The following is a 21,351-nucleotide window of genomic DNA, read 5'->3' as shown; positions in this document are numbered from 1 at the left end:
ATCCTTTAGCAATTTTCCTGCTGTATTAGCGACTCGCCAATCGCACCTCCTGGATGCCATTGCACATACATCTCTGGAGTTAATTTTCGAGTTTCTTGCAAGAGTAAAGATAGCTTTTGTAAGACAATGATTTGGACCAATACAGACAAGCGAGGTGGCTTATTTAATGGATCCCCTTCTTTATGGACGGCCACGCATAGAGAGACGTCTGACAAATGACTTAGCGTAGAGTCCTTTCTTTTGGAAACACCAATCATTTTGGCGCCATTCTTTTTAAGTGTTTCAACCGTATAAAGCAACTCTTTGGTTTCGCCACTGTTAGAAATAGCGATCACTACATCCCCTGCTTTTACTTGCCCACTTGAACCATGGACAGCTTCTGTTCCATCTAAAAAGTAACTTGGCGTACCCGTAGATGAAAACAGCGACGCCACATAACCTGCGACATAAGAAGGCTTGCCGATTCCCGTTACATGGACTCGTCCCCCTGCAGCTTCGCTTTTAAGAATCAACTCTTTTGCTGCCTCTAAAGATGCCTCATCGATGTTGTTCATCGCTATCGCCAATTCATCTAATACACACTGATCATACCCCAATGCCATTTCTTCACCTGATTTCTATTTATTGAAAATTGAATAATCTTTCGTATCCATAGGCGTCGTTTGAAAGAAAAATTTGATACCTTTCCCTTGGATTTCACGTATCGCTGTTACTTCTTCTTTTGTAAAGTACTCATCGATTTTCTTTAAGAGAATTCGGCTTGCCGGATAAGGTAGTTGTACCTCTTTTGAAGAAAATCCCTTATTCACGGCTTCTCTTAGCGCACTAATATTTTTAAAGATAATCATCACATTGCATTTTTCTTCGCTGTCTTGTGCTAAAAAGTCTAGTAATTGATCAACTGAGAAGATACTAACTTTACTTTTATTAGAAATACTGAGCTGCAAGACTTTCTCTAGGAAAGGGTCATTTTTATGAGTAGGATCCACGATCAGGATATCACTAGCATTGATAAAATTATTCCAATTCAATGCTACAGTTGCATGCAATAAGCGTTTGTCCACTCTGACTAATTTCACTCTCTTACTCATAGATCTCACCTGCCTGCTCACGCTTGTCATTGTCACTTAAATAATTTGCTAATAAATAAAACTGAATCTTCCCTTGAAAACTTCCACGAATATCGATATGAAACAACTCTTCAAACCGCTTGATTTTATAGACTAATGTATTTTTGTGTAAGAACAAACTCTCTGCTGTCTGTGTCAAATTGTAATCGTTTATATACAACTGTCTTGCAATGCTGATCAGTTCAGCCGTATCAATTTTATTGATGACACCATTCAAATAATCAAACAAACCCGTTATGTCTTGTTGCGGGACTCTACTTGCCAAATAGTTCAAGACATAATCCCAAAAGTGAACGATTTTTGGTCCATTCATTGCAAGATTTTCTTTTAACCACATGGTATGCTGGTAACTTGACTGGAAAAGCCGCGTCTTATTTTGAACACTGCCAACGTAAAAATAGCAGTCGCTTAGCCCCCATTCCTGCAAGTCATGAATAAAGCTGTCTAAGTATTCTTTAACCGTCAATTCCATCAAATTTTTAGGAACGACTTTAAACATAATGATTTCATTATCTGCCATTAGTGAATAAATGGTCTCGTCTTCATTAATCTTATACTTCAAGTCTGTTACTTCTTGAACGTCAAATGCCGTTTCTTTGACTATACGAATAGCAACTCTAGGCTTAGTTCCATCAATATGCAGCTCTTGACTCAGTCGCACTACTTCATCGATCCTAAAATTCCGCGTAGTAATCAGCGCTTTGATCAACTGCTCTTCCAAACTTAAGCTTTGGCGTGCTGCTTCTTGATTCATCTCAAAAATGATTCTCGTTTTAAGTGACTCCGACAACAAATTTGCTACGATGCTTAGACTGTCATCCTGTCCATTGACCCACAAATAACCATAGTCTTTTCCTTCAACAGTGAGTTTATAAAAATGATCGTCTTTGTTTTGTTGGCTTAGATCAATCCGTGAACCAGCTTTTTCTTCATCACTGCAGGAAATAACTTTTCCATAATTATCTATAAGGCCAATGGTATATTTGGGATTTTCTTGTACAACAATAATAAATTCTTTAAAAATTTGCTCCAAATTCATTATATTCACCTCAAGCTAAAAAATAGGGATCCAGCATAAACATAACACTGCTTATCAACAAATTTTTAAAGAATTATTGCACTTAATTCGTCAAATTGTAGTACTTTAGCATGGTTAAAATTTTATTATCAACGGATGTTGTTGTTTCTTTGACCGGCCGACGAGCGGGGCCTACTTCCGCGATTTGAGCCAGTTCCAGTGATCGTTTTAATATTGAAGGGACCGTTCCTAATTTCAACGCTCCTCGCAACGCTTCAATGTCATTTTGTAGTGTCTCAGCTAATTCCCAGTCCTTCTTTCGAATCGCTTGATCCAAATGCACGATGGTTTCGGTGATCAAATTGCTGGTTCCAGCTATTGCTCCTGATGCACCTAACTTATAGCCATCTAAAATCTTCGAGTCGGACCCAATCAATACTTTAACACCTGTACCATCTGTTACCTCTAAATACCCTTTTAGATTGTCTAAGTCGCCGCTACTGTCTTTAATTCCTAAAACATTAGGTAATTTTGCCAATTCTTTTAATACTGCTTTTGAAATATTACAACCGGTATTCTTAGGAATATTGTACAGAATAATTGGTATTTTTACACTATTTGCTACTTTTTGATAATGTTGTAAAATTTCTTCATCGGAGGGCGTAATAAAATAAGGAGTGATGACGGATAAAGCATCGGCACCTAGCGACTCCGCTTTTTGTGATAGTTCGATCGTTTCTTTTGTAGAACATGCCCCGGTTCCGACATAAACAGGCACTCGTTTTGCCACATGATCAATGACTGCTTTTGAAAAAGCCATTTTTTCTTCTGAATTTAACACATGAAATTCCCCATTACTTCCTAAGGGGAATATTCCAGACACACCTTTTTCAATCAGATGATCCACCAAGTTTTCCATTGCCTCATAATTAATGGTTTCAGCTGCATCTCTATAAAAAGGGGTGACAATTGGGGTAATGATTCCTTCAAACATCCTTTAGTCTCCTTCACTCAGTAACTGTTCATTCGTTAAAACAACACTTTCTTTTGCAACAGTAAAACAACTCTCAACAAATACATCCAGATCAATCGTCTCGGCAGTTGTGCCTTTCATATATAAATCAATAAACATTGGCAAGTTTACACCAGTCACCACTTTATGCTGGTATTTTTTGGTCAACGCCGTCAGTACATTGGAGGGTGTTCCTCCAAATAGATCAACTAAAGCAATCGTTGGCCCACTAATGGTTTCAAATAATTCATTGGCTTCTGTCAAAAAGTTTTCAAAAGATTTATCGGGAAGCAGTGATAGGCTATAGACATTCACCGTCTTTCCGACGATCATTTCAGCAGAACGAATCAATTCTGCACCAAATGATCCGTGCGTTGCTACGACTAGATTCAAATTAGTCATTCTCTTTCTCCTTCATAGTTTAGCAATTTGCTCAAAACAATATCTGTTGAAATTTCGCAGGTTCTTGCTTCCGACTCAATCGTTCTGGCACCTGTGTGGGGTGTCAGGTAAAAGTTTTCTCGAGCAAGCAATGGTTCTCCGGGTTTCGGCGGCTCTGAACTAAAGACATCAAAACAAGCGCTCCGAATACTTTTTTCAGTCAAAGCAGTTGCTAGTGCCTCCTCACCAACAATCCCTCCCCGTGCCGTGTTGATTAAACAAGCATCGTCCTTCATCATTTTTAATTCAGCAGTTGAGATTAGATTTTTGGTTTTTTCCGTTAAAGGTAAATGTAGGGAGATATAATCCGATTCTTGCAGCAATGGTTCCAATGCTAATTGCTGTGCATCATACTGTTTCAGCTCTTCAACCGGCACATCATAAACATCATAGACCCGAACATGCATCCCCACCCCCTGCGCTTGTCGTGCTAATTGTTTTCCAATCGCACCAAAACCAATGATACCAATTGTTTTTCCATATAACTCTCTGCCTGTAGGTTTCTGCCATAATCCATCTTTGACTTCACGGACCGTTTCATAAATATTTTTTGATTCACTGTAAATTAGCGCCATGACATGTTCTGCGACAGCAATAGAATTAGAGCCAATGGTTCGTCCCACATAGATTCCTCGCGATTCCGCATATGCGACATCAACGTTGTCTAATCCTACTCCGAATTTACAAATCACTTTCAACTGTGGGCACTGATCGATAAATGCCTGATCAATAAGATCGACACCAACAATGATTCCATCCGCATCCTTAGATAATTCCAAAAACTTTTCTGGCGAGTAAGCTAATCCAGTGTTGTTATAGCTGACTTCAAAACCATGAGACCGCATTTTTTCCAATTCTTTTTCCCCATAGTTTGCAAAGCCGCGAGGTGTAATGACTATCTTCATTTACGTTTTCTCCAATCTGTCTTACAAAATACCGAAAAAGGTTAGTGCGATTGCAAAGAGCATCGTCGCAATAATGATTTGTAAGTATTTTGGTCCTTTTTTCACGATATAGAAATACATAGCCATGACCAAACAAAATGGCAACAAGTTTGGTAGCATACCATCAATGATTTCCTGTACCGAGGTTGTTCCTGTTTCATTGCTAAATTCGAGAATCGTCGAGAATTTGACATACGCTGCAGACAGACAGCCAATCATAAAGAGTCCGACAATGCTGGCAATATCGATGACTTTTTTGATGGATCCAGAGTTCAAAATATTTAATACAGAACTTTTTCCTAAGGTATAACCTTTGTTGATCAAAAACCATGACCAGCCAAAGCTCCATGCAATGTAGATAATGCCTGGGATAAAAGCTGCTAAAATCGAGCCATTTAAAGCCATCGGAACAAAAATGGCTAGCGGAATCGTAGCCACGATACCTTGGTCAACACTGTCTCCAATCCCCGCTAAGGGGCCCATCAAACCAATTTTTAAAGATTCGATGACTTCTGGAGTGATTTCTTCGTTTCCATTGGCTCTTTGCTCTTCTAGTGAAATGACGATCCCATGAATAATACTTCCCCAGTCGCAATTGGTATTAAACATTTGTACATGTCGTTTCATCGCCGCTTGTAGTTCTTCTGGATCATCTTTATAAATTTTTTGAAGCGTCTTATTTAATGAATAGCTGAAAGCTAAGGCCTGCATACGGTCGAAACTAACCGGAACCTCCACTGCCAGTGTCCATTTCCACCAAGCTTTTAGCAGGTCCAACTTAGTCACTTTTTTTTCGTTCGTAACGGTCATTTCTGTACTCATGCAAATTCCCCCTCATCAGAATTTTGTTTGAATAATGAACTAATCATTGCAATACAGACAGCAAAGACTGCTCCTGTTAACATGGAGAATCCTAGAACTGCATACATGAAAAATCCTAAAACAAAAAATGGCAAATACTGTTTTTTCCCCATCACTACTAGTGTCAACGCAAATCCTAGTGCTGGCAACATGCCCCCTGCATTGGCTAACCCATTCATTAGCCATTCCGGGATAACGTTTAAAAATGCTTGAATGACATTCGTACCAAATAATGTTGCAATAAATACTGGTGTAAAGTATAGAACGCCATTCGTTAACCAAGGAATCACAAAAGAGAACAATGACAAGCGATCATATTTATTTGCTTCGACTAAGGCATCCGCTCTGGTGTTATAAAATGAATTGATCGTACGACGAACATTATTGATCAATACGCCGAGAACACCGAACGGCACTGCTAAAGCGACAGCTGCACTGGCATCTAGACCACTAGCCAACGCTGCTGGAATAGCAATACATGCTGCCAACGCCTGGTCACTAGGAATATTTCCTCCAGCCTCGATTCCACCCATATACATCAGCTGAATCGTTGCACCATATAACAGTCCTGCTTGAACATCCCCATATACGAGACCAATAAAAACCCCTAAGACGACCGGCTTTCTAAAGGCAAAAGAAACGAAGTAACTGGCGCGACCCATTGCCAACCAATAAATTAAACCGATTAATGCTGATTGAATAACCATGTTTTCACTCCTTAATTTTTATGCTAATTTTTTTACTGCGTTTTGAAGTGTTTCTGAAGGATAATCCGGTGTCGTTTGGAAATAGACTTTGATCCCTTTAGACTCAATCGCTAACAATTGGTCGGCATCTTTACGATCAAGGGTAATAGCATTGTTGACAGCCTTTCTGCCAGGGCCACCACCTAAGCCGCCAATTTGAATTTCGGGTAATGCCAAACCGGCGTTGATCGCATTGGCCAATTCTTGAACACTTTTTAGTAAAACCAAAATACGATTTCTCTCAAATTCGCCGTTTTCTTGCGCTGCGACAGCTTCCTCGACAGAAAGAATCCGAATCCGAACCCCTTTAGGTGCAGCCATTTTAAAAACATCTTGCATAAACTCATCTTTGCTTAGTGCTGTATCTACTGTAACGATTTCGTTGATATCACATTGCTTTAGCCAGCGAGTGATCACCTGTCCATGGATTAGTCTAAAATCGACTCTTGTTAGTGCAATACTCATATATTTTCCTCTTTTCTGCCACTTAGTAAGCGGTTTCTAATTGTTGTTTGTTAAATTTCCTTTGCCAACTCTTTTTTCCAAAACTACTTACGGTATTTTTGGACGACCGTATGAATCGCTTTCGCATTGGCCATAATTTCTGCCACCGTTCCTTTTGTCAATAGACTCCCGATACCACAGACATCAACGCCACGTTGCAGCCATGTTTCGATGTTCTCGAGATTGATCCCGCCACTAGCTAAAATTGGCATATCTGGAATCGGTGTTTTAAAGACACTTACTAGTTTAGAACCATAAAAATCCGAGATTGGAAAGGCTTTGATGAAAGCAGCTCCCGCACTCAATGAATCCACAGCCTCTGTAAAGGACGTACAGCCCGGGGCATACGGGATTTGGTATCGGTTACATATCTTTGCAACCTCTTTTGAGTAATTCGGTGCAATAATAAATTGAGCACCATGTAGTATTGCATGTCTGGCTGTTTCGCTATCAAAAACTGTCCCTGCGCCTACACATAATTGATCCCCATATTTTTCTGTCAATTTTTTTATGATGTCGCCAGCACTATTCAAGGTATAACTCATTTCCATCACTGGTACACCACCGGCGATACACCCATCCGCAATTTCACACGCTCGGTCAAAGGATTCCGTGCGGACAATTGCTAATGCACCGGCTTGATACATTCTCTGTGTGACACTCATTTTTTTCATCATTTCTCCTCACCTCACCTATAATTTAAATCGAATGGGAAAATATTCATATGTTTGAACAAACGAAAAAAAATCTCCTTTTTTGGATGACAGACACAATCCACTTGGTACGAAAGCGTTTCCATCTGTTTAGAAATTTCATTTTTCGAAATTTTGACGGCGTCTGATTCCATTCCGGAAGCACTGCCCTTTCCATTGAAGTGATGGAAACAAACGAATGGGTCACTCGTATAAAAAGAAATGGCTCCTCCCACTCCCCCCTAAGAAAAGAAATCCCTCTATCCGAAAAAAAATTTCTGGTGCAAACAAAAAAACCGGAACAGAGGTTTTCTGTTCCGGTTTTTATTCATTTCATACAGTTTGATGAAAAATAGTTTTAGTCGCTGGCAATCAATGACGCACGCGTGATTTTGCTGGATCGATTTGAGGTGCTTCCCCTAGATGCGCTTGGATCATCCAGATACGTTTTTCGGTATCTGTTTTGAAACCGATAAAGATATCTTGTGTTGGATCGTCGCCTTCTTCCCCACTGACTTCAATCCCTTTTTGGTACAAGTCAGCTAGATAACGGTAGCCTTCAACAAGTGTAGCTAAACGTTCTGGGATTGTACGATCCCAATTGCCGATTTCATCAGGGATTTGTGTGTTATCTGCCATTTCCCGTAAAGTTGAATAAGGTGAACCGTCTAATGTAATCAAGCGTTCAGAGATCACATCTAATTGGTCATTCAAGTCATCCATAAAATCATCCATCATTGGATGTAAAGTTAAAAAGCCAGGTCCTCGCATATACCAGTGTGTTTGGTGAACGACCATTGCCATTTGACTCAAGTCAGCAACGAGTTGATTCAATACTTCTTTTGTTTGTTCAAATTTCATTACGATTCCTCCTTTAAATTCTCTATTTTAAGCATAGTATGAAACAAAAAAAAAGTACACCAAAACCAACTACTTGAGAAAATTTCTCACCTTTTGACGTATTTCTTTATGAGACAAAGGAGGAGGAGACAGTGTATCTTATTTGCGGGTATATTTTAGGTGCAGGGGCCTATGGCCTTGTTCAAACCATTTATTGGCAGAAAGATTCAAAGGCCTATTTTGATGATTTTCATAGAAAACCTTCTATTTTCTATTCCATGACTCAAAAGTCTTTTTTTCCGTTTATCAAACATCTAGAAATGTTACTGGATTACTCTGCCCCTAGTGTATTGACAAAAGGCGTTTATGGCTGGCTGATTTGGTTTGCTTTCACGCAGCCATCCATTGACGACCGTTGGTTGGCATTGATCTGGTTGAGCAGTGCGTATCTGATCACTCTAACCGACCTCTATGACTTTAGCGTTAGAGGAGAGATCCTCTATCCTTCTTTGCTTTTACTGGCTTTTGCCAATCTCTTGACTGCACAGTCTTTCTATTGGCAGAACTTCCTGCTGCTCCTGCCTTTGTGCTTTTTCGTTTGGCAACAACAGTTGGGAGATGGCGACTTAATTCTGATTGGTGGTTGGGCGCCTTGGCTGACTACACACCAACTCCTTTGGCTGTTGATTATTGCTAGCTGCTGCGGGCTCCTGTTTTTTTCATTGCACAAGCTATTTGTCGGAAAACAATTACAGATGCTGCCTTTTGTTCCCTGTTTGAGTGTGGCGTTAGTCCTAGTGCGATTTCTTTAACAAAAAAGCCCACTGTTTCAATAACGAAACAGTGGGCTTTTGTTTAGTTTTGGTTGTTCAGTGCATCTTCTGCAGCCATTTGTGCTTCAATGTCAGAAATGCTATAGACATTTTCACTAGCAACAGTGACTTCTTTTGGTTCCATTTCACGGTAGCGAGCCATACCAGTACCTGCAGGAATAATCTTACCGATGATAACATTTTCCTTCAATCCTAGTAGTGGGTCTTTCTTCCCGCGAATTGCAGCATCTGTCAACACACGTGTTGTTTCTTGGAAGGAAGCAGCAGATAAGAAGCTGTTTGTTTCCAAGGATGCTTTTGTGATACCAAGCAAGACTGGACGGCTTGTGGCAGGAACACCACCTGCAACCAATGTGTTGTAGTTGCGGTCTTTAAAGTCAGCAATATCCATCAATGTTCCTGGTAGGATATCTGAATCACCTGGATCCATGACGCGAACTTTACGCAACATTTGACGAACCATTACTTCGATATGTTTGTCGCCGATTTCTACCCCTTGCATACGGTAAACGCGTTGTACTTCACGCAATAGATAGTTTTCAACAGACAAGACGTCACGGACTTGCAACAATTGTTTTGGATCGATTGATCCTTCTGTCAATGGTGCGCCGCGATGGATGAAGTCTCCTTCAACCACTTTCATACGAGCAGTAAATGGTACGGTATAGGTCCGAGTATCAGTTTCCCCTTTGATCGTCACTTCTTTCGTACGAGTAGACGCATCTTCAGAGATATCGATTACTTCACCGGTAACTTCAGTGATGACCGCTTGCCCTTTCGGATTACGGGCTTCAAAGATTTCTTGGACACGAGGCAGACCTTGAGTGATATCGTCACCGGCTACCCCGCCGGTATGGAATGTACGCATGGTCAACTGAGTACCTGGTTCACCGATGGATTGGGCAGCGATGGTACCGACTGCTTCACCAACTTCAACTTCTGAACCAGTTGCCAAGTTGCGGCCATAACAATGTTTACATACACCATGTTTTGTATTACATGTAAAGACAGAACGGATCGAAACTGTTTCGATTCCTGCGTCAACGATTTCTTTGGCAAGGTCTTCAGTGATCAATTGATCTGGTCCGACAATGACTGCACCCGTCTCTGGATGGATCGCTGATTTACGTGTGTAACGTCCAATCAAGCGTTCTTCCAATGATTCGATGATTTCGTTACCTTCACGAATGGCTTGAATATCTAAGCCGCGGTCGGTTCCACAATCTTCTTCACGAATGATGACATCTTGTGCCACGTCAACCAAACGACGAGTCAAGTAACCGGAATCGGCTGTCTTCAAGGCGGTATCGGTCATTCCTTTACGGGCTCCGTGAGTAGAGATAAACATTTCCAAGACAGAAAGTCCTTCACGGAAGTTGGAGATGATCGGCAATTCCATGATTTGTCCATTCGGCGCAGCCATCAATCCACGCATCCCAGCAAGCTGAGTAAAGTTGGAGATGTTACCACGGGCTCCGGAATCGGACATCATGAAGATTGGGTTTTTCGCTTCCAATGATTCCATCAGTTTCAATTGGATTTCATCTTTCGCTGCATTCCAGACACCGATTACGCGTTCATAGCGTTCGTCATCTGTAATCAATCCACGACGGAATTGTTTCGTGATCGTTTCAACTTGTTTGTGGGCTTTTTCGATGATGTCATGTTTTTCATGCAAGTTCATGATATCCGCGATACCTACAGTAATACCCGCCATTGTTGAATGGCTGTACCCTAAGTCTTTCATCCGGTCAAGCATCCGTGATGTTTCAGTGATGCGGAAACGTTTGAAGACTTCAGAAATGATATTTCCTAAGTTTTTCTTCTTGAATGGTCCGACTAATTCTTGTTCTTTGATGAAGGCAGGAATATCTGTCCCAGCTTCGACAAAGTATTTATCTGGTGTTTGGACCGTCAAGTTAAAGTCAGTTGGTTCGTTCAAGTAAGGGAATTCTGGTGGCATGATCGAGTTGAAGATCACTTTCCCAACAGTGGTTACCATCAAGCGTTCTTTTTGTTCTGCTGTGAATGGTTTGTCCCCTAATGTGTTTGGATTAACAGCGATACGTGTGTGTAAATGCACGTAGCCATTGCGCCAAGCAGTTACAGCTTCATCCATGTCACGGAAGATCATGCCTTCCCCTTCACGGCCTTCTTCTTCCATTGTCAAGTAATAGTTCCCAAGGACCATATCTTGAGATGGGGTTACAACTGGCTTACCGTCTTTTGGATTCAAGATGTTTTGTGCAGCTAACATCAGCATCCGTGCTTCGGCTTGCGCTTCTTCATTCAATGGTACGTGGACAGCCATTTGGTCCCCATCGAAATCGGCATTGTAGGCTTCACAAACTAGTGGGTGCAAACGAATCGCACGGCCTTCAACCAATACAGGTTCAAAAGCTTGAATCCCTAGTCTGTGCAACGTAGGTGCCCGGTTCAAAAGAACAGGGTGTTCTTTGATGACGTCTTCTAAGACATCCCAAACTTCGTCTTCTTGACGTTCGATTTTACGTTTTGCATTTTTGATGTTTGACGCGATTTCACGAGAAACCAATTCACGCATCACAAATGGTTTGAACAATTCGATTGCCATTTCTTTTGGCAATCCACATTGATACATTTTTAGGAATGGACCAACGACGATAACGGAACGACCAGAGTAGTCAACACGTTTACCTAGCAAGTTTTGACGGAAACGACCTTGTTTTCCTTTCAACATATGAGAAAGAGATTTCAATGGACGGTTACCTGGTCCAGCAACTGGACGACCGCGACGACCGTTATCGATCAAGGCATCCACTGCTTCTTGGAGCATCCGTTTTTCATTTTGAACAATAATATTTGGTGCATTTAAGTCTAATAGACGTTTCAAACGGTTGTTCCGGTTGATTACACGACGATAAAGATCGTTCAAGTCACTTGTTGCGAAACGGCCACCTTCTAATTGAACCATTGGGCGCAAATCAGGCGGGATAACTGGAATAACATCCATGACCATCCAGCTTGGTTTGTTTCCTGAAGCACGGAAAGCTTCTAAGATATCCAAACGGCGGATCGCACGTGTCCGTTTTTGTCCAGTCGCGTTTTTCAATTCTTCTTTTAGTTCGGCAACTTCGCCGTCTAGATCCACACCATCCAACAATTGTTTGATGGCTTCAGCACCCATCGCTGCTGAAAATTCTTGACCGTATTGGTCACGTTTTTCACGGTATTCCCGTTCAGTCAATAATTGTTTCTTCTCAAGACTAGTGTTTCCTGGCTCGATCACGACATAAGAAGCAAAATAAATGATTTCTTCCAAGGCACGTGGGCTCATGTCTAACACTAGACCCATCCGTGATGGAATACCTTTGAAGTACCAAATATGTGATACTGGTGCTGCTAATTCAATGTGACCCATCCGTTCACGACGAACTTTTGAGCGAGTGACTTCAACACCGCAACGGTCACAAACGATTCCTTTATAACGAATTCGTTTGTATTTTCCGCAGGCACATTCCCAGTCTTTGGTTGGGCCGAAAATACGCTCGTCAAACAACCCTTCACGTTCAGGTTTCAACGTACGATAGTTAATGGTTTCTGGTTTTTTTACTTCACCGTAAGACCAGCTTCTGATTTTTTCAGGAGAAGCCAAACCGATTTGCATACTTTCGAATTTATTTACATCGATCAAAAAAGGTTCCCTCCATTTCATTTCATGGACATATCCGATAGAACACGAGGTTGGGACCTCCGTCTGGTTTTGACGAATGTCCCCTCGTCTCTATTATTGCAAGCGATCTTCTGCTGTCTCGATTTGTTGGTTCAAATCATCGGCGGCATTTTTAGCTTCTGTTTGTGCTTGTTGCTCAAGTTCACGAGCATTTTGTTGTTCGGCAAATTTCGTTAAGGCATCCACGGTGATCAAGTCATCATCGTCATCATCCATATCACGCAATTCAATTTCTGCATCATCAATGTCTAGGACACGCATGTCTAAACCAAGTGATTGCAATTCTTTGACTAATACGCGGAATGATTCTGGTACGCCTGGTTTTGGAATTGGTTCCCCTTTAACGATCGCTTCGTATGTCTTCACACGACCAACAACGTCATCTGATTTGTACGTCAAGATCTCTTGCAAGGTATAAGCAGCACCGTATGCTTCCAGTGCCCAAACTTCCATTTCCCCGAAACGTTGTCCACCAAATTGTGCTTTACCACCCAATGGTTGTTGTGTAACCAATGAGTATGGTCCAATTGAGCGGGCATGTAATTTATCATCGACCATGTGGGCCAATTTGATCATGTACATGACACCTACGGAGATTCGACCATCAAATGGTTCTCCAGTACGGCCATCATACAAAACGGTTTTGGCATCGCTAGCCATACCGGCTTCTGCAACTGTTGCCCAAACATCTTCATCGCTGGCACCATCAAAGACTGGTGTAGCAACGTGGATTCCTAATTGACGGGCAGCCATTCCTAAGTGTAATTCCAATACTTGTCCAATGTTCATCCGTGAAGGCACCCCTAATGGGTTCAACATGATATCAACTGGTGTACCATCTGGTAAGAAAGGCATGTCTTCTTCTGGCATAATGCGAGAAACGACCCCTTTGTTTCCGTGACGGCCGGCCATTTTATCCCCTTCATGGATTTTCCGTTTTTGAACGATATACACGCGAACGAGCATGTTGACACCTGGTGACAATTCATCGCCAGCTTCGCGGGTAAAGATTTTCACATCATGGACGATTCCGCCACCACCGTGAGGTACGCGAAGAGATGTATCCCGGACTTCGCGGGCTTTTTCACCAAAGATTGCATGAAGCAAGCGTTCTTCTGCAGATAGTTCCGTTACCCCTTTAGGCGTTACTTTACCAACCAACAGATCGCCATCTTTGACTTCCGCACCAATGCGGATGATCCCCATTTCGTCTAGATCTTTCAATGCGTCTTCCCCGACATTCGGGATTTCACGAGTGATTTCTTCAGGTCCTAATTTTGTATCACGAGCTTCTGATTCATACTCTTCAATATGCACAGAAGTGTAGACATCATCTTTCACCAAACGGCGGCTCATGATGATGGCATCTTCATAGTTGTACCCTTCCCAAGTCATGAATGCGACTAGGACGTTTTGTCCTAATGCCATTTCCCCATTTTCCATGGATGGGCCATCTGCAAGGATGTCGCCTTTTTCTACTTTTTCACCAAGGGCCACAAGTGGGCGTTGGTTGTAGCTTGTTCCTGAGTTGGAACGACGGAATTTCGTTACCGAATAAACATCTAATGCGCCATTGTCGCGACGAACGCGAATTTCAGCAGCATCCACATATTCAACGATTCCATCTTGTTTACACAATAATGCAGCACCTGAGTCATGAGCTGATTTGTATTCCATACCAGTACCGACCCATGGTGATTTAGGGTTGATCAATGGAACTGCTTGCCGCTGCATGTTGGCACCCATCAAGGCACGGTTGGAGTCATCGTTTTCCAAGAATGGGATACAAGCTGTTGCGACTGCGACTACTTGTTTAGGTGAAACGTCCATGTAATCTACTTTGTCGATGGATACTTCTAAGTTTTCAGAAGTCGCACGGGCCATAACAACCTCATTCACGAAAGTGCCGTCTTCATTCAGCAAGCTGTTTGCTTGGGCAACAACGTAATGGTCTTCGATATCTGCAGTCAGATAGTCGATTTGGTCTGTCACACGGCCTGTTTCCCGATCCACACGACGATAAGGGGTTTCGATAAAGCCATATTTGTTAACTTTGGCATAAGAAGCCAAGCTGTTGATCAACCCGATATTCGGTCCTTCAGGGGTTTCAATCGGACACATCCGGCCATAGTGGGAATAGTGAACGTCCCGTACTTCATATCCGGCACGGTCACGCGTCAAACCACCAGGTCCTAAGGCTGACAAACGACGTTTATGGGTCAACTCACCCAGTGGGTTGGTTTGGTCCATGAACTGTGACAACTGAGAAGAACCAAAGAATTCTTTGATACTTGCTACAACAGGACGAATATTGATCAATTGTTGCGGTGTCAATGTTTCTGTATCTTGAATTGACATCCGTTCACGAACGACACGTTCCATCCGAGCAAGTCCGATACGGAATTGATTTTGCAATAATTCCCCAACGGAACGAATCCGGCGGTTTCCTAAGTGATCGATATCATCCACATTGCCGATACCTTCCATTAAGTTGAAGAAGTAGCTCATAGACGCAATAATATCCGCTGGACGTACGGTACGAACAGTCGTATCTGGATAGCCATTACCGATGATATTCACTTCTTGCTCAGGATCTTTTGGTGAAAAGACTTTAATGACTTGAACTGTCATTGGTTCTGTAACAACACCATCTTCTGATGGGTAGTAAGTAACACTATTTAAACCATTATCGATAAAGGCACCTAATGTTTCCATCACTTGGTGAGTCAAAACAGTTCCTTTTTCAACGATGATTTCACCAGTTTCAGGATCAACCAATGTTTCTGCTAAAGTTAAGTTCAATAGACGGGTTTTCAAGTCTAACTTTTTATTTACTTTGTAACGACCAACATTTGCTAGGTCATAACGTTTTGGATCGAAGAAACGAGCATTTAACAGGCTGCGTGAGCTGTCAGCTGTTTTTGGTTCGCCTGGACGCAGACGTTCATAAACATCTTTCAGTCCTTCTTCTGTCCGAGAGTCGCTTGCATTTTTGTGCAAGTCTTTTTCAATAGTGTTGCGCAATGAATCACTGTCTCCGAAGATTTCGAAAATCGTGTCATCTGAACCAAATCCTAGGGCACGCACTAATACGGTCAAAGGAATTTTACGGGTACGGTCAATCCGGACATAAGAGATGTCTTTGGCATCTGTCTCCATTTCTAACCACGCACCGCGGTTAGGAATCACAGTTGAGCCGAAGCCTTCTTTCCCGTTTTTGTCTACTTTTCCATGGAAATAAACACCTGGTGAACGGACTAACTGAGAAACGATGACCCGTTCTGCCCCGTTGATGATAAACGTACCTTGTTCTGTCATTAATGGGAAATCGCCGAAGAAGACTTCTTGTGATTTGATTTCGCCAGTTTCACGGTTTGTTAGACGCAATGTGACATGCAATGGTGCCGAATAGTTCGCATCATGGGCACGAGCTTCTTCCACTGTGTACTTAGGTTCTTTCAATTCATAATCGACAAATTCTAGGGACAAATTGCCATTAAATCCTTCGATTGGCAAAATATCTTCAAACATTTCTCTTAGGCCCTCATCTAAGAACCATTGGTAAGAGTCGGTTTGAATTTCAATCAAATTCGGTAATTCTAATACTTCACTGATCCGTGCGAAACTTCTACGTTCGCGATGCTTTCCGTATTTTACTACGTGTCCAGCCAAGCTCTTCACCTCTTCATAAAGTCTTTCAAAAAGGCTATCCGATTATTTACAAAACTGTAACAAATATTAAATATAAATTACAGAAAGCATTTTTTGCGGCTTTTAGGCAAAAAAAAACCAAAAATAGAACGGATGCATTGGGCATTTTCTACTTTTGTTTCCCTATTCCCAAGCCGAAACGGACAATATTTCGTTTCTGCTTTTTTCTTTCAGATAGTTTTTGCAACTCCTTATTATACAGATGAAGCTTATTCATGTCAAGCTTTCATTGAAAGTTGCAATGCTTTCCCAAAGCCTAAAAATTCTAAATTTTCTTTAAGAAAACTTTCTCAAAATTTCGGGAAAAAGTCGAAAATTTTCTTTGCAATTTCGTTTTTTCTTGCTATGCTAGCAAAAAAAGCGTAAGCGTTACACGTGAAACATTTTGAAAGGAGCAACTATGACAACGAGAGAAAAGATTTTGGCATTGTTGCAACAAGAAACCTCCGTTTTATCTGGAGAAAAAATTGCCCAGAAATTAGACATTTCTCGGACCGCCGTCTGGAAAGCCATCAAAGAATTAGAAAAAAAGGGGTATCACTTTGAACATTCAGCCAGCGGCTACCGCTTTTTATCCGCCGATCGTTACGACCAGAACGCATTGCAGGAAGCACTGCCGATGATTGCAACGATTCAGATTGCGGATCAAGTTGAAACTACCATGAAAGAAGCAAAACTTGCGGCATTGTCTGAGCTTTCAACCCCCGCTTTATTCTTGGCGGAAACCCAAGTAGGCGGGCATGGTCGATTTAACCGCCCCTTCTTTTCTCCAAAAGGAAAAGGAATCTATATGAGTTTGCTGTTGAAACCCAACCATACCTTTAGCGAACTGCCTCAATACACCGTGTTAGCAGCAGTAGCTGTTGCCCAGGCAATCGATGAGCTGACCGGCAAAGAAACACAGATCAAGTGGGTCAACGATATTTATTTAGAAGGAAAAAAAGTCTGCGGTATTTTATCTGAAGCTACGAGCGATTTTGAGAGCGGACAAATTGCTTCCATCGTGATCGGCATCGGCATCAATTTTGCGATTCCTCAAACATCCTTTCCAGAGGAGATCCAACAAAAAGCGACCTCCCTCTTTCCAACAGGAGAAGCGCCGATTAATCGAAGCCGCTTGATTGCTGCTGTCTGGACCCGCTTCTTTGACTTGTTGGCACAACTGCCGGCGGATGATTACTTAACGGTTTATCGTCAAAAATCATTTGTGCTGGGCAAAACGGTTCGCTTCACGCAACAAGGTGTTCCCTATGAAGGGGTTGCGGAGTCCATTACCGATACCGGAGAACTGGTGGTTCGCACCACGGAAGAAGTCAAAGTCCTTTCTTCCGGCGAAATCAGTTTGGAGAGCTATTCTTAATTTTTTTCAGAAGACAGAAAAAGACCCGTAGGCTAAAGTGCGGCTGCAGTATCTACATGCAGTTCTTTAACCGACGGGTTTTTGTCTTCATACTAATGAAGGAGTAATTGCCAGACAAGGCATAATAGCAGGCCCAGAGCATAACTGGTGTTAAATAAAATCATGTTTTTGATTGAATAGCCAAAGCTTCTTGGGTGCGGCAAACTGGCTTGATGTTCTTTCAAGTTTTGGCGAATCTTCGGCAAGGTTAGAAAGACGAGCAGGATCGGCCACTGGTAAAGACCTAACAAGAAGCCCAACAAAATCGCACCATAAGACGCCAGCATCAGTCCTTGGAAAAGATGAATCCCATTGGTCCGACCAATGTAATATACCAATGTATACCGGTGATTTTCAATATCTGTTTCCAAATCGCGTAAGTTATTGGCTAACATGATATTGGCAATCGTAAATACAAGGGGCAACGAGGCTAATACAATGGCACATACCGCCCATAAATGACCCACTAAACCAAAGGTTCCGGCGGCAAAATCAATATCTAGATAGAAGACTTTTTGCGTGACCGTGTTCAAGTAAATAGTGATGGCAAAAATGCCTAGTCCCATTGTCACGCCGCTAAAAACTTCTCCCAATGGCATCCGAGATAAAGGGACTGGTCCGAAAGTATAAAACACTCCGATGAAGCAAACCACCAATCCCATCAATAATAATAGCCAACCAGTGACCCAAGTCAGATAAAGGCCGATCAAAAGGGTCAGTGCCAACATCGCAAAAATCATATTCCGCACAAGGGTTTCGGGAATCTTTTCCCGACCGATCACATTTTGTTCATATTTATAGACCGTTGATTTGGCTTTTTTGAAATCCATATAATTATTGATCGATGTCGTCGTTAGATCAAACAAGATCATTCCTACAAAGAAAATGAAGGTATTCAATGGATGAAATTCATGAAAATATACAAGTGAGAACAAAACCCCCATAATAAATGGAAAGATGCTAGCAACCTTGGTTCGAATCTCAACAACCTCTAAAAACACTGCAAGAGACACAAAATCCCTCCTCTTATTTTAAATCGGCACGATCACCCATCGTATAGCCAGATTCTTCCGATAGCTTAAAGGTATCTTTGATACCATCAGTGACATAGACAATGCCTTCTTTCGTGATGAAAATCGCATCGGTTCCTTTGTCAGTATGCTGTTCAATATACTCCAAACCAGCTTTGATTCCTTTATCGAAAACAACTGTCGTCAATCCGTCACCATCGATGGACTTATCTGTGATGACCGAAACACTGGCAATATCATTGTCATAAGGATAACCGGTTTCTGAATCAAAGATGTGGTGATAGGTTTTACCGTCAACTTTCAAATAGCGTTCATAGATACCTGAAGTGACCACCGTTTTGTTGGTTTCTTTGATACTGCCGATAATTGAACCGCGGGCTTCATTCGGATCTTGGATACCAACATTCCAAGGTTCCTCTTCGCCACGATTGCTGTGACCTAACACATAGACATTTCCGCCTAAGTCCACGATTGCCGAGGTAACTCCTTGTTTCTTCAATACTTTGACGACTTCATCCGTAATATATCCTTTAGCGATTGCCCCTAAGTCAATGATCATATCTTTGTCTTTTAAATAGACGGTCTTCTCATCATCATTGAACTCAACTTTGCGATAATCAATGTGTTTTAGTGCTTCATCAATTTCTGACTGTGCCGGCTTGCGAGCATCATCAAATCCAATACGCCATAATTGCGTGATGGCTCCGATTGCCATATTGAACCCACCATCAGATTTTTTGCTATAGTCATAGGCATCTTTCAATAGGAAATAAATATCATCCGAAACTTTGACTGGTTTGATTCCAGCTTGGGCATTGATCTCATCAATTTCTGAACCGGATTGGTTGATTGTGATCTTATCTCCAAGTTCTTTGATACGAGCAAATGCTGGTTTCATCGCAGATTCTTTGCCCTCATCATAAATTCTAATTCGCGTATAAGTGCCTAATAAAAATTCTTCGTGAAAATAAGGTTCGTCTCTTAACTGAACGGTTTCTTTTTCACTACCGCAAGCAGATAGTATAGTGAGAAAAAAAGCAATCAATACAAAAAACGATAATTTCTTTTTCATGGTCTTCCTCTTTTCTGTTATATTCAATTTTATTATAATAGCCTTTTTTTTCTAAATTGAAAAGGGTTGGTGACAGAATCTTCGGTTCTTTTGCGATTCTTTAATCTCTTTTGAATCTTCGGCAAGCAGAGGAGTCCATCCACGAGCTATTTGTTAGCGCATTATTTAATATTGGTAGGTTATTTAGATGGTTTTGGACATAAAAAAAGCGGTACTCTACATTAGAATACCGCTTGTTCATTTTTAGATTATTCAGTAACGATGTTATCTACTTCGATAGGAGTTTCGTCCCCTTTTTCTGCCGCATTCAACAATTGTTGTGCGTAGATCACGAAGCTGTGGTAGCTGTGTGTTGCACCAGAAACAACGTCCATATCAGCAACTGAACCATCTTCCGTATTTACTGCTTTAACAAAAGCTTCATTAAAGTTTGGAATGAATTCTTCTGGGTTTGTACCAGATTTTGCTTTCATGTTTTCGTTGTATTCAGTATCATCTTTTTTAGATTTTCCATCTTCATTGACATAGTCATAGTTAGATTCTGATACTTTGCCATCTTTAACAGTGATTGAAAATGCTACACGGTAACCGTTTGAATAGTTCTTTTCTTCCAATTTATATGTGCCATCTTGTAAGTCTGCACCGTTGTCGATTTCAATTGTATCTGTATTACCTGCTTGAGCAGCTTGGATCAATTGTTGTGCATAGTTTTGGAATGAATCAAATGAGTGTGTTGCACCAGAAACAACTTCAATAGATGAAGGGCTTTGCGCTGCCACTAATTCTTCATTGAATTTTGGAATAAATTCTTCTGGGTTCGTACCAGATTTTGCTTTCATATTTTCGTTGTATTCTGCATTTTTTGTTTTTGATTCGCCGTCAGCATTGATGTTGTCATACTTAGATTCAGTGATTTTGCCATCTTTCACAGTGATCTCGAATACTACGCGATAATCATTTGAATAGTTCTTTTCTTCTAATTTATATGTGCCATCTTGCAATGGTGCCCCTGCGACTACTTTTGCTTCTGATTCAGTAGATGCTGTTGTTGATTCGCTGCTAGCGACTTGTGAAGTACTTTCTTTTGTTGACGAAGAAGCTGACTTGTCGTTGTCAGATCCACACCCTGCTAATAATAACGCTGAGAATGAAAATACCGCCATACCTACCATTAATTTCTTTGCTTTCATAATGCTCCACCTTTTACTAATTATTTTCCCACAAAAAAAGTTTGTGATTCATCTAACATTTTAAAGTAAAATAGAAATATGTCAACCGCTACCCTACGCCTTTAGTGAATATTTCGTTACTTTTTTTCATTTTCGCAAATTTTCACGAATTTCATGAAATATCTTATTTTCCTGTCATAAAAATTAGACAAACGAGAGATTTCTCTATATAATAG

The 21,351-nt window shown here is 41.3% G+C and carries 19 protein-coding genes; 3 read left to right on the top strand and 16 right to left on the bottom strand.

Features of this window, described 5'->3' with window-relative positions; genetic code table 11:
- Positions 1-5: 5 nt before the first annotated feature.
- From Q0A12_RS07615 to Q0A12_RS07565, 11 genes are all read right to left on the bottom strand, one after another.
- Positions 6-602: an SIS domain-containing protein gene (locus Q0A12_RS07615; protein ID WP_291292064.1), complete on the bottom strand. Its 597-nt coding sequence runs from the start codon at positions 600-602 to the stop codon at positions 6-8.
- Between the two features lie 15 nt (positions 603-617).
- The gene (locus Q0A12_RS07610; protein WP_291292063.1) at positions 618-1,079 is read right to left on the bottom strand and encodes a PTS sugar transporter subunit IIB; all 462 of its coding nucleotides are present in this window, start codon (positions 1,077-1,079) and stop codon (positions 618-620) included.
- A gap of 4 nt (positions 1,080-1,083) precedes the next feature.
- Positions 1,084-2,169: a helix-turn-helix domain-containing protein gene (locus Q0A12_RS07605; RefSeq protein WP_291292062.1), complete on the bottom strand. Its 1,086-nt coding sequence runs from the start codon at positions 2,167-2,169 to the stop codon at positions 1,084-1,086.
- 82 nt (positions 2,170-2,251) lie between these two features.
- Positions 2,252-3,142, bottom strand: a complete 891-nt coding sequence (locus tag Q0A12_RS07600) for a dihydrodipicolinate synthase family protein (protein ID WP_291292061.1) — start codon at positions 3,140-3,142, stop codon at positions 2,252-2,254.
- A gap of 3 nt (positions 3,143-3,145) precedes the next feature.
- Complete coding sequence (locus Q0A12_RS07595) at positions 3,146-3,562, bottom strand: PTS mannose transporter subunit IIAB (RefSeq protein WP_291292060.1); 417 nt, start codon at positions 3,560-3,562, stop codon at positions 3,146-3,148.
- Entirely contained in the window at positions 3,559-4,506 is a 948-nt protein-coding gene (locus Q0A12_RS07590) for a phosphoglycerate dehydrogenase (RefSeq protein WP_291292059.1), read from the bottom strand. The genes Q0A12_RS07595 and Q0A12_RS07590 overlap by 4 nt, the downstream gene beginning before the upstream one ends.
- 21 nt (positions 4,507-4,527) lie before the next feature.
- Entirely contained in the window at positions 4,528-5,367 is an 840-nt protein-coding gene (locus Q0A12_RS07585; RefSeq protein WP_291292058.1) for a PTS system mannose/fructose/sorbose family transporter subunit IID, read from the bottom strand.
- Positions 5,364-6,113, bottom strand: a complete 750-nt coding sequence (locus tag Q0A12_RS07580; RefSeq protein ID WP_228160281.1) for a PTS sugar transporter subunit IIC — start codon at positions 6,111-6,113, stop codon at positions 5,364-5,366. The genes Q0A12_RS07585 and Q0A12_RS07580 overlap by 4 nt, the downstream gene beginning before the upstream one ends.
- Positions 6,114-6,131: 18 nt before the next feature.
- Positions 6,132-6,617: a PTS sugar transporter subunit IIB gene (locus Q0A12_RS07575; RefSeq protein WP_291292057.1), complete on the bottom strand. Its 486-nt coding sequence runs from the start codon at positions 6,615-6,617 to the stop codon at positions 6,132-6,134.
- 83 nt (positions 6,618-6,700) lie between these two features.
- The gene (locus Q0A12_RS07570) at positions 6,701-7,330 is read right to left on the bottom strand and encodes a ketohydroxyglutarate aldolase (RefSeq protein WP_291292056.1); all 630 of its coding nucleotides are present in this window, start codon (positions 7,328-7,330) and stop codon (positions 6,701-6,703) included.
- A 390-nt stretch (positions 7,331-7,720) separates the two neighbouring features.
- Positions 7,721-8,209, bottom strand: a complete 489-nt coding sequence (locus Q0A12_RS07565; protein WP_003128880.1) for a Dps family protein — start codon at positions 8,207-8,209, stop codon at positions 7,721-7,723.
- A gap of 131 nt (positions 8,210-8,340) precedes the next feature.
- Between Q0A12_RS07565 and Q0A12_RS07560 the strand changes: the two genes are divergently transcribed.
- Positions 8,341-9,000: a hypothetical protein gene (locus Q0A12_RS07560; protein WP_291292055.1), complete on the top strand. Its 660-nt coding sequence runs from the start codon at positions 8,341-8,343 to the stop codon at positions 8,998-9,000.
- 43 nt (positions 9,001-9,043) lie between these two features.
- On the opposite strand, the gene rpoC is transcribed toward Q0A12_RS07560, so the two are convergent.
- Positions 9,044-12,694 (bottom strand): DNA-directed RNA polymerase subunit beta', encoded by a 3,651-nt coding sequence (gene rpoC, locus Q0A12_RS07555; RefSeq protein WP_291292054.1) that lies wholly within the window; start codon positions 12,692-12,694, stop codon positions 9,044-9,046.
- A 93-nt stretch (positions 12,695-12,787) separates the two neighbouring features.
- Positions 12,788-16,405 carry a DNA-directed RNA polymerase subunit beta gene (gene rpoB / locus Q0A12_RS07550; RefSeq protein ID WP_291292053.1) on the bottom strand — a complete coding sequence of 1,206 codons (3,618 nt, stop codon included), beginning with the start codon at positions 16,403-16,405 and terminating at the stop codon, positions 12,788-12,790.
- Positions 16,406-16,498: 93 nt separating this feature from the next.
- Between rpoB and Q0A12_RS07545 the strand changes: the two genes are divergently transcribed.
- Both Q0A12_RS07545 and Q0A12_RS07540 read left to right on the top strand, forming a co-directional pair.
- On the top strand, positions 16,499-16,810 hold the full coding sequence (locus Q0A12_RS07545; RefSeq protein WP_291292052.1) for a hypothetical protein: 312 nt from the start codon (positions 16,499-16,501) through the stop codon (positions 16,808-16,810).
- A gap of 34 nt (positions 16,811-16,844) precedes the next feature.
- Positions 16,845-17,804: a biotin--[acetyl-CoA-carboxylase] ligase gene (locus tag Q0A12_RS07540; protein ID WP_291292051.1), complete on the top strand. Its 960-nt coding sequence runs from the start codon at positions 16,845-16,847 to the stop codon at positions 17,802-17,804.
- Between the two features lie 92 nt (positions 17,805-17,896).
- On the opposite strand, the gene menA is transcribed toward Q0A12_RS07540, so the two are convergent.
- The 3 genes from menA to pplA all read right to left on the bottom strand — a co-directional run bounded on the left by menA (position 17,897) and on the right by pplA (position 21,136).
- On the bottom strand, positions 17,897-18,856 hold the full coding sequence (gene menA / locus Q0A12_RS07535) for a 1,4-dihydroxy-2-naphthoate polyprenyltransferase (protein WP_291292050.1): 960 nt from the start codon (positions 18,854-18,856) through the stop codon (positions 17,897-17,899).
- Positions 18,857-18,869: 13 nt separating this feature from the next.
- Positions 18,870-19,946, bottom strand: coding sequence for an FAD:protein FMN transferase (locus tag Q0A12_RS07530; RefSeq protein ID WP_291292049.1), 1,077 nt, complete (start codon positions 19,944-19,946; stop codon positions 18,870-18,872).
- 248 nt (positions 19,947-20,194) lie between these two features.
- Positions 20,195-21,136, bottom strand: a complete 942-nt coding sequence (gene pplA, locus Q0A12_RS07525) for an extracellular electron transfer flavoprotein PplA (RefSeq protein WP_291292048.1) — start codon at positions 21,134-21,136, stop codon at positions 20,195-20,197.
- Positions 21,137-21,351 lie beyond the last annotated feature (215 nt).

The sequence above is a fragment of the Enterococcus sp. genome (genome assembly GCF_022711995.1).
Lineage (GTDB): Bacteria > Bacillota > Bacilli > Lactobacillales > Enterococcaceae > Enterococcus_D.
This window is presented reverse-complemented; position numbering and strand designations above follow the sequence as displayed.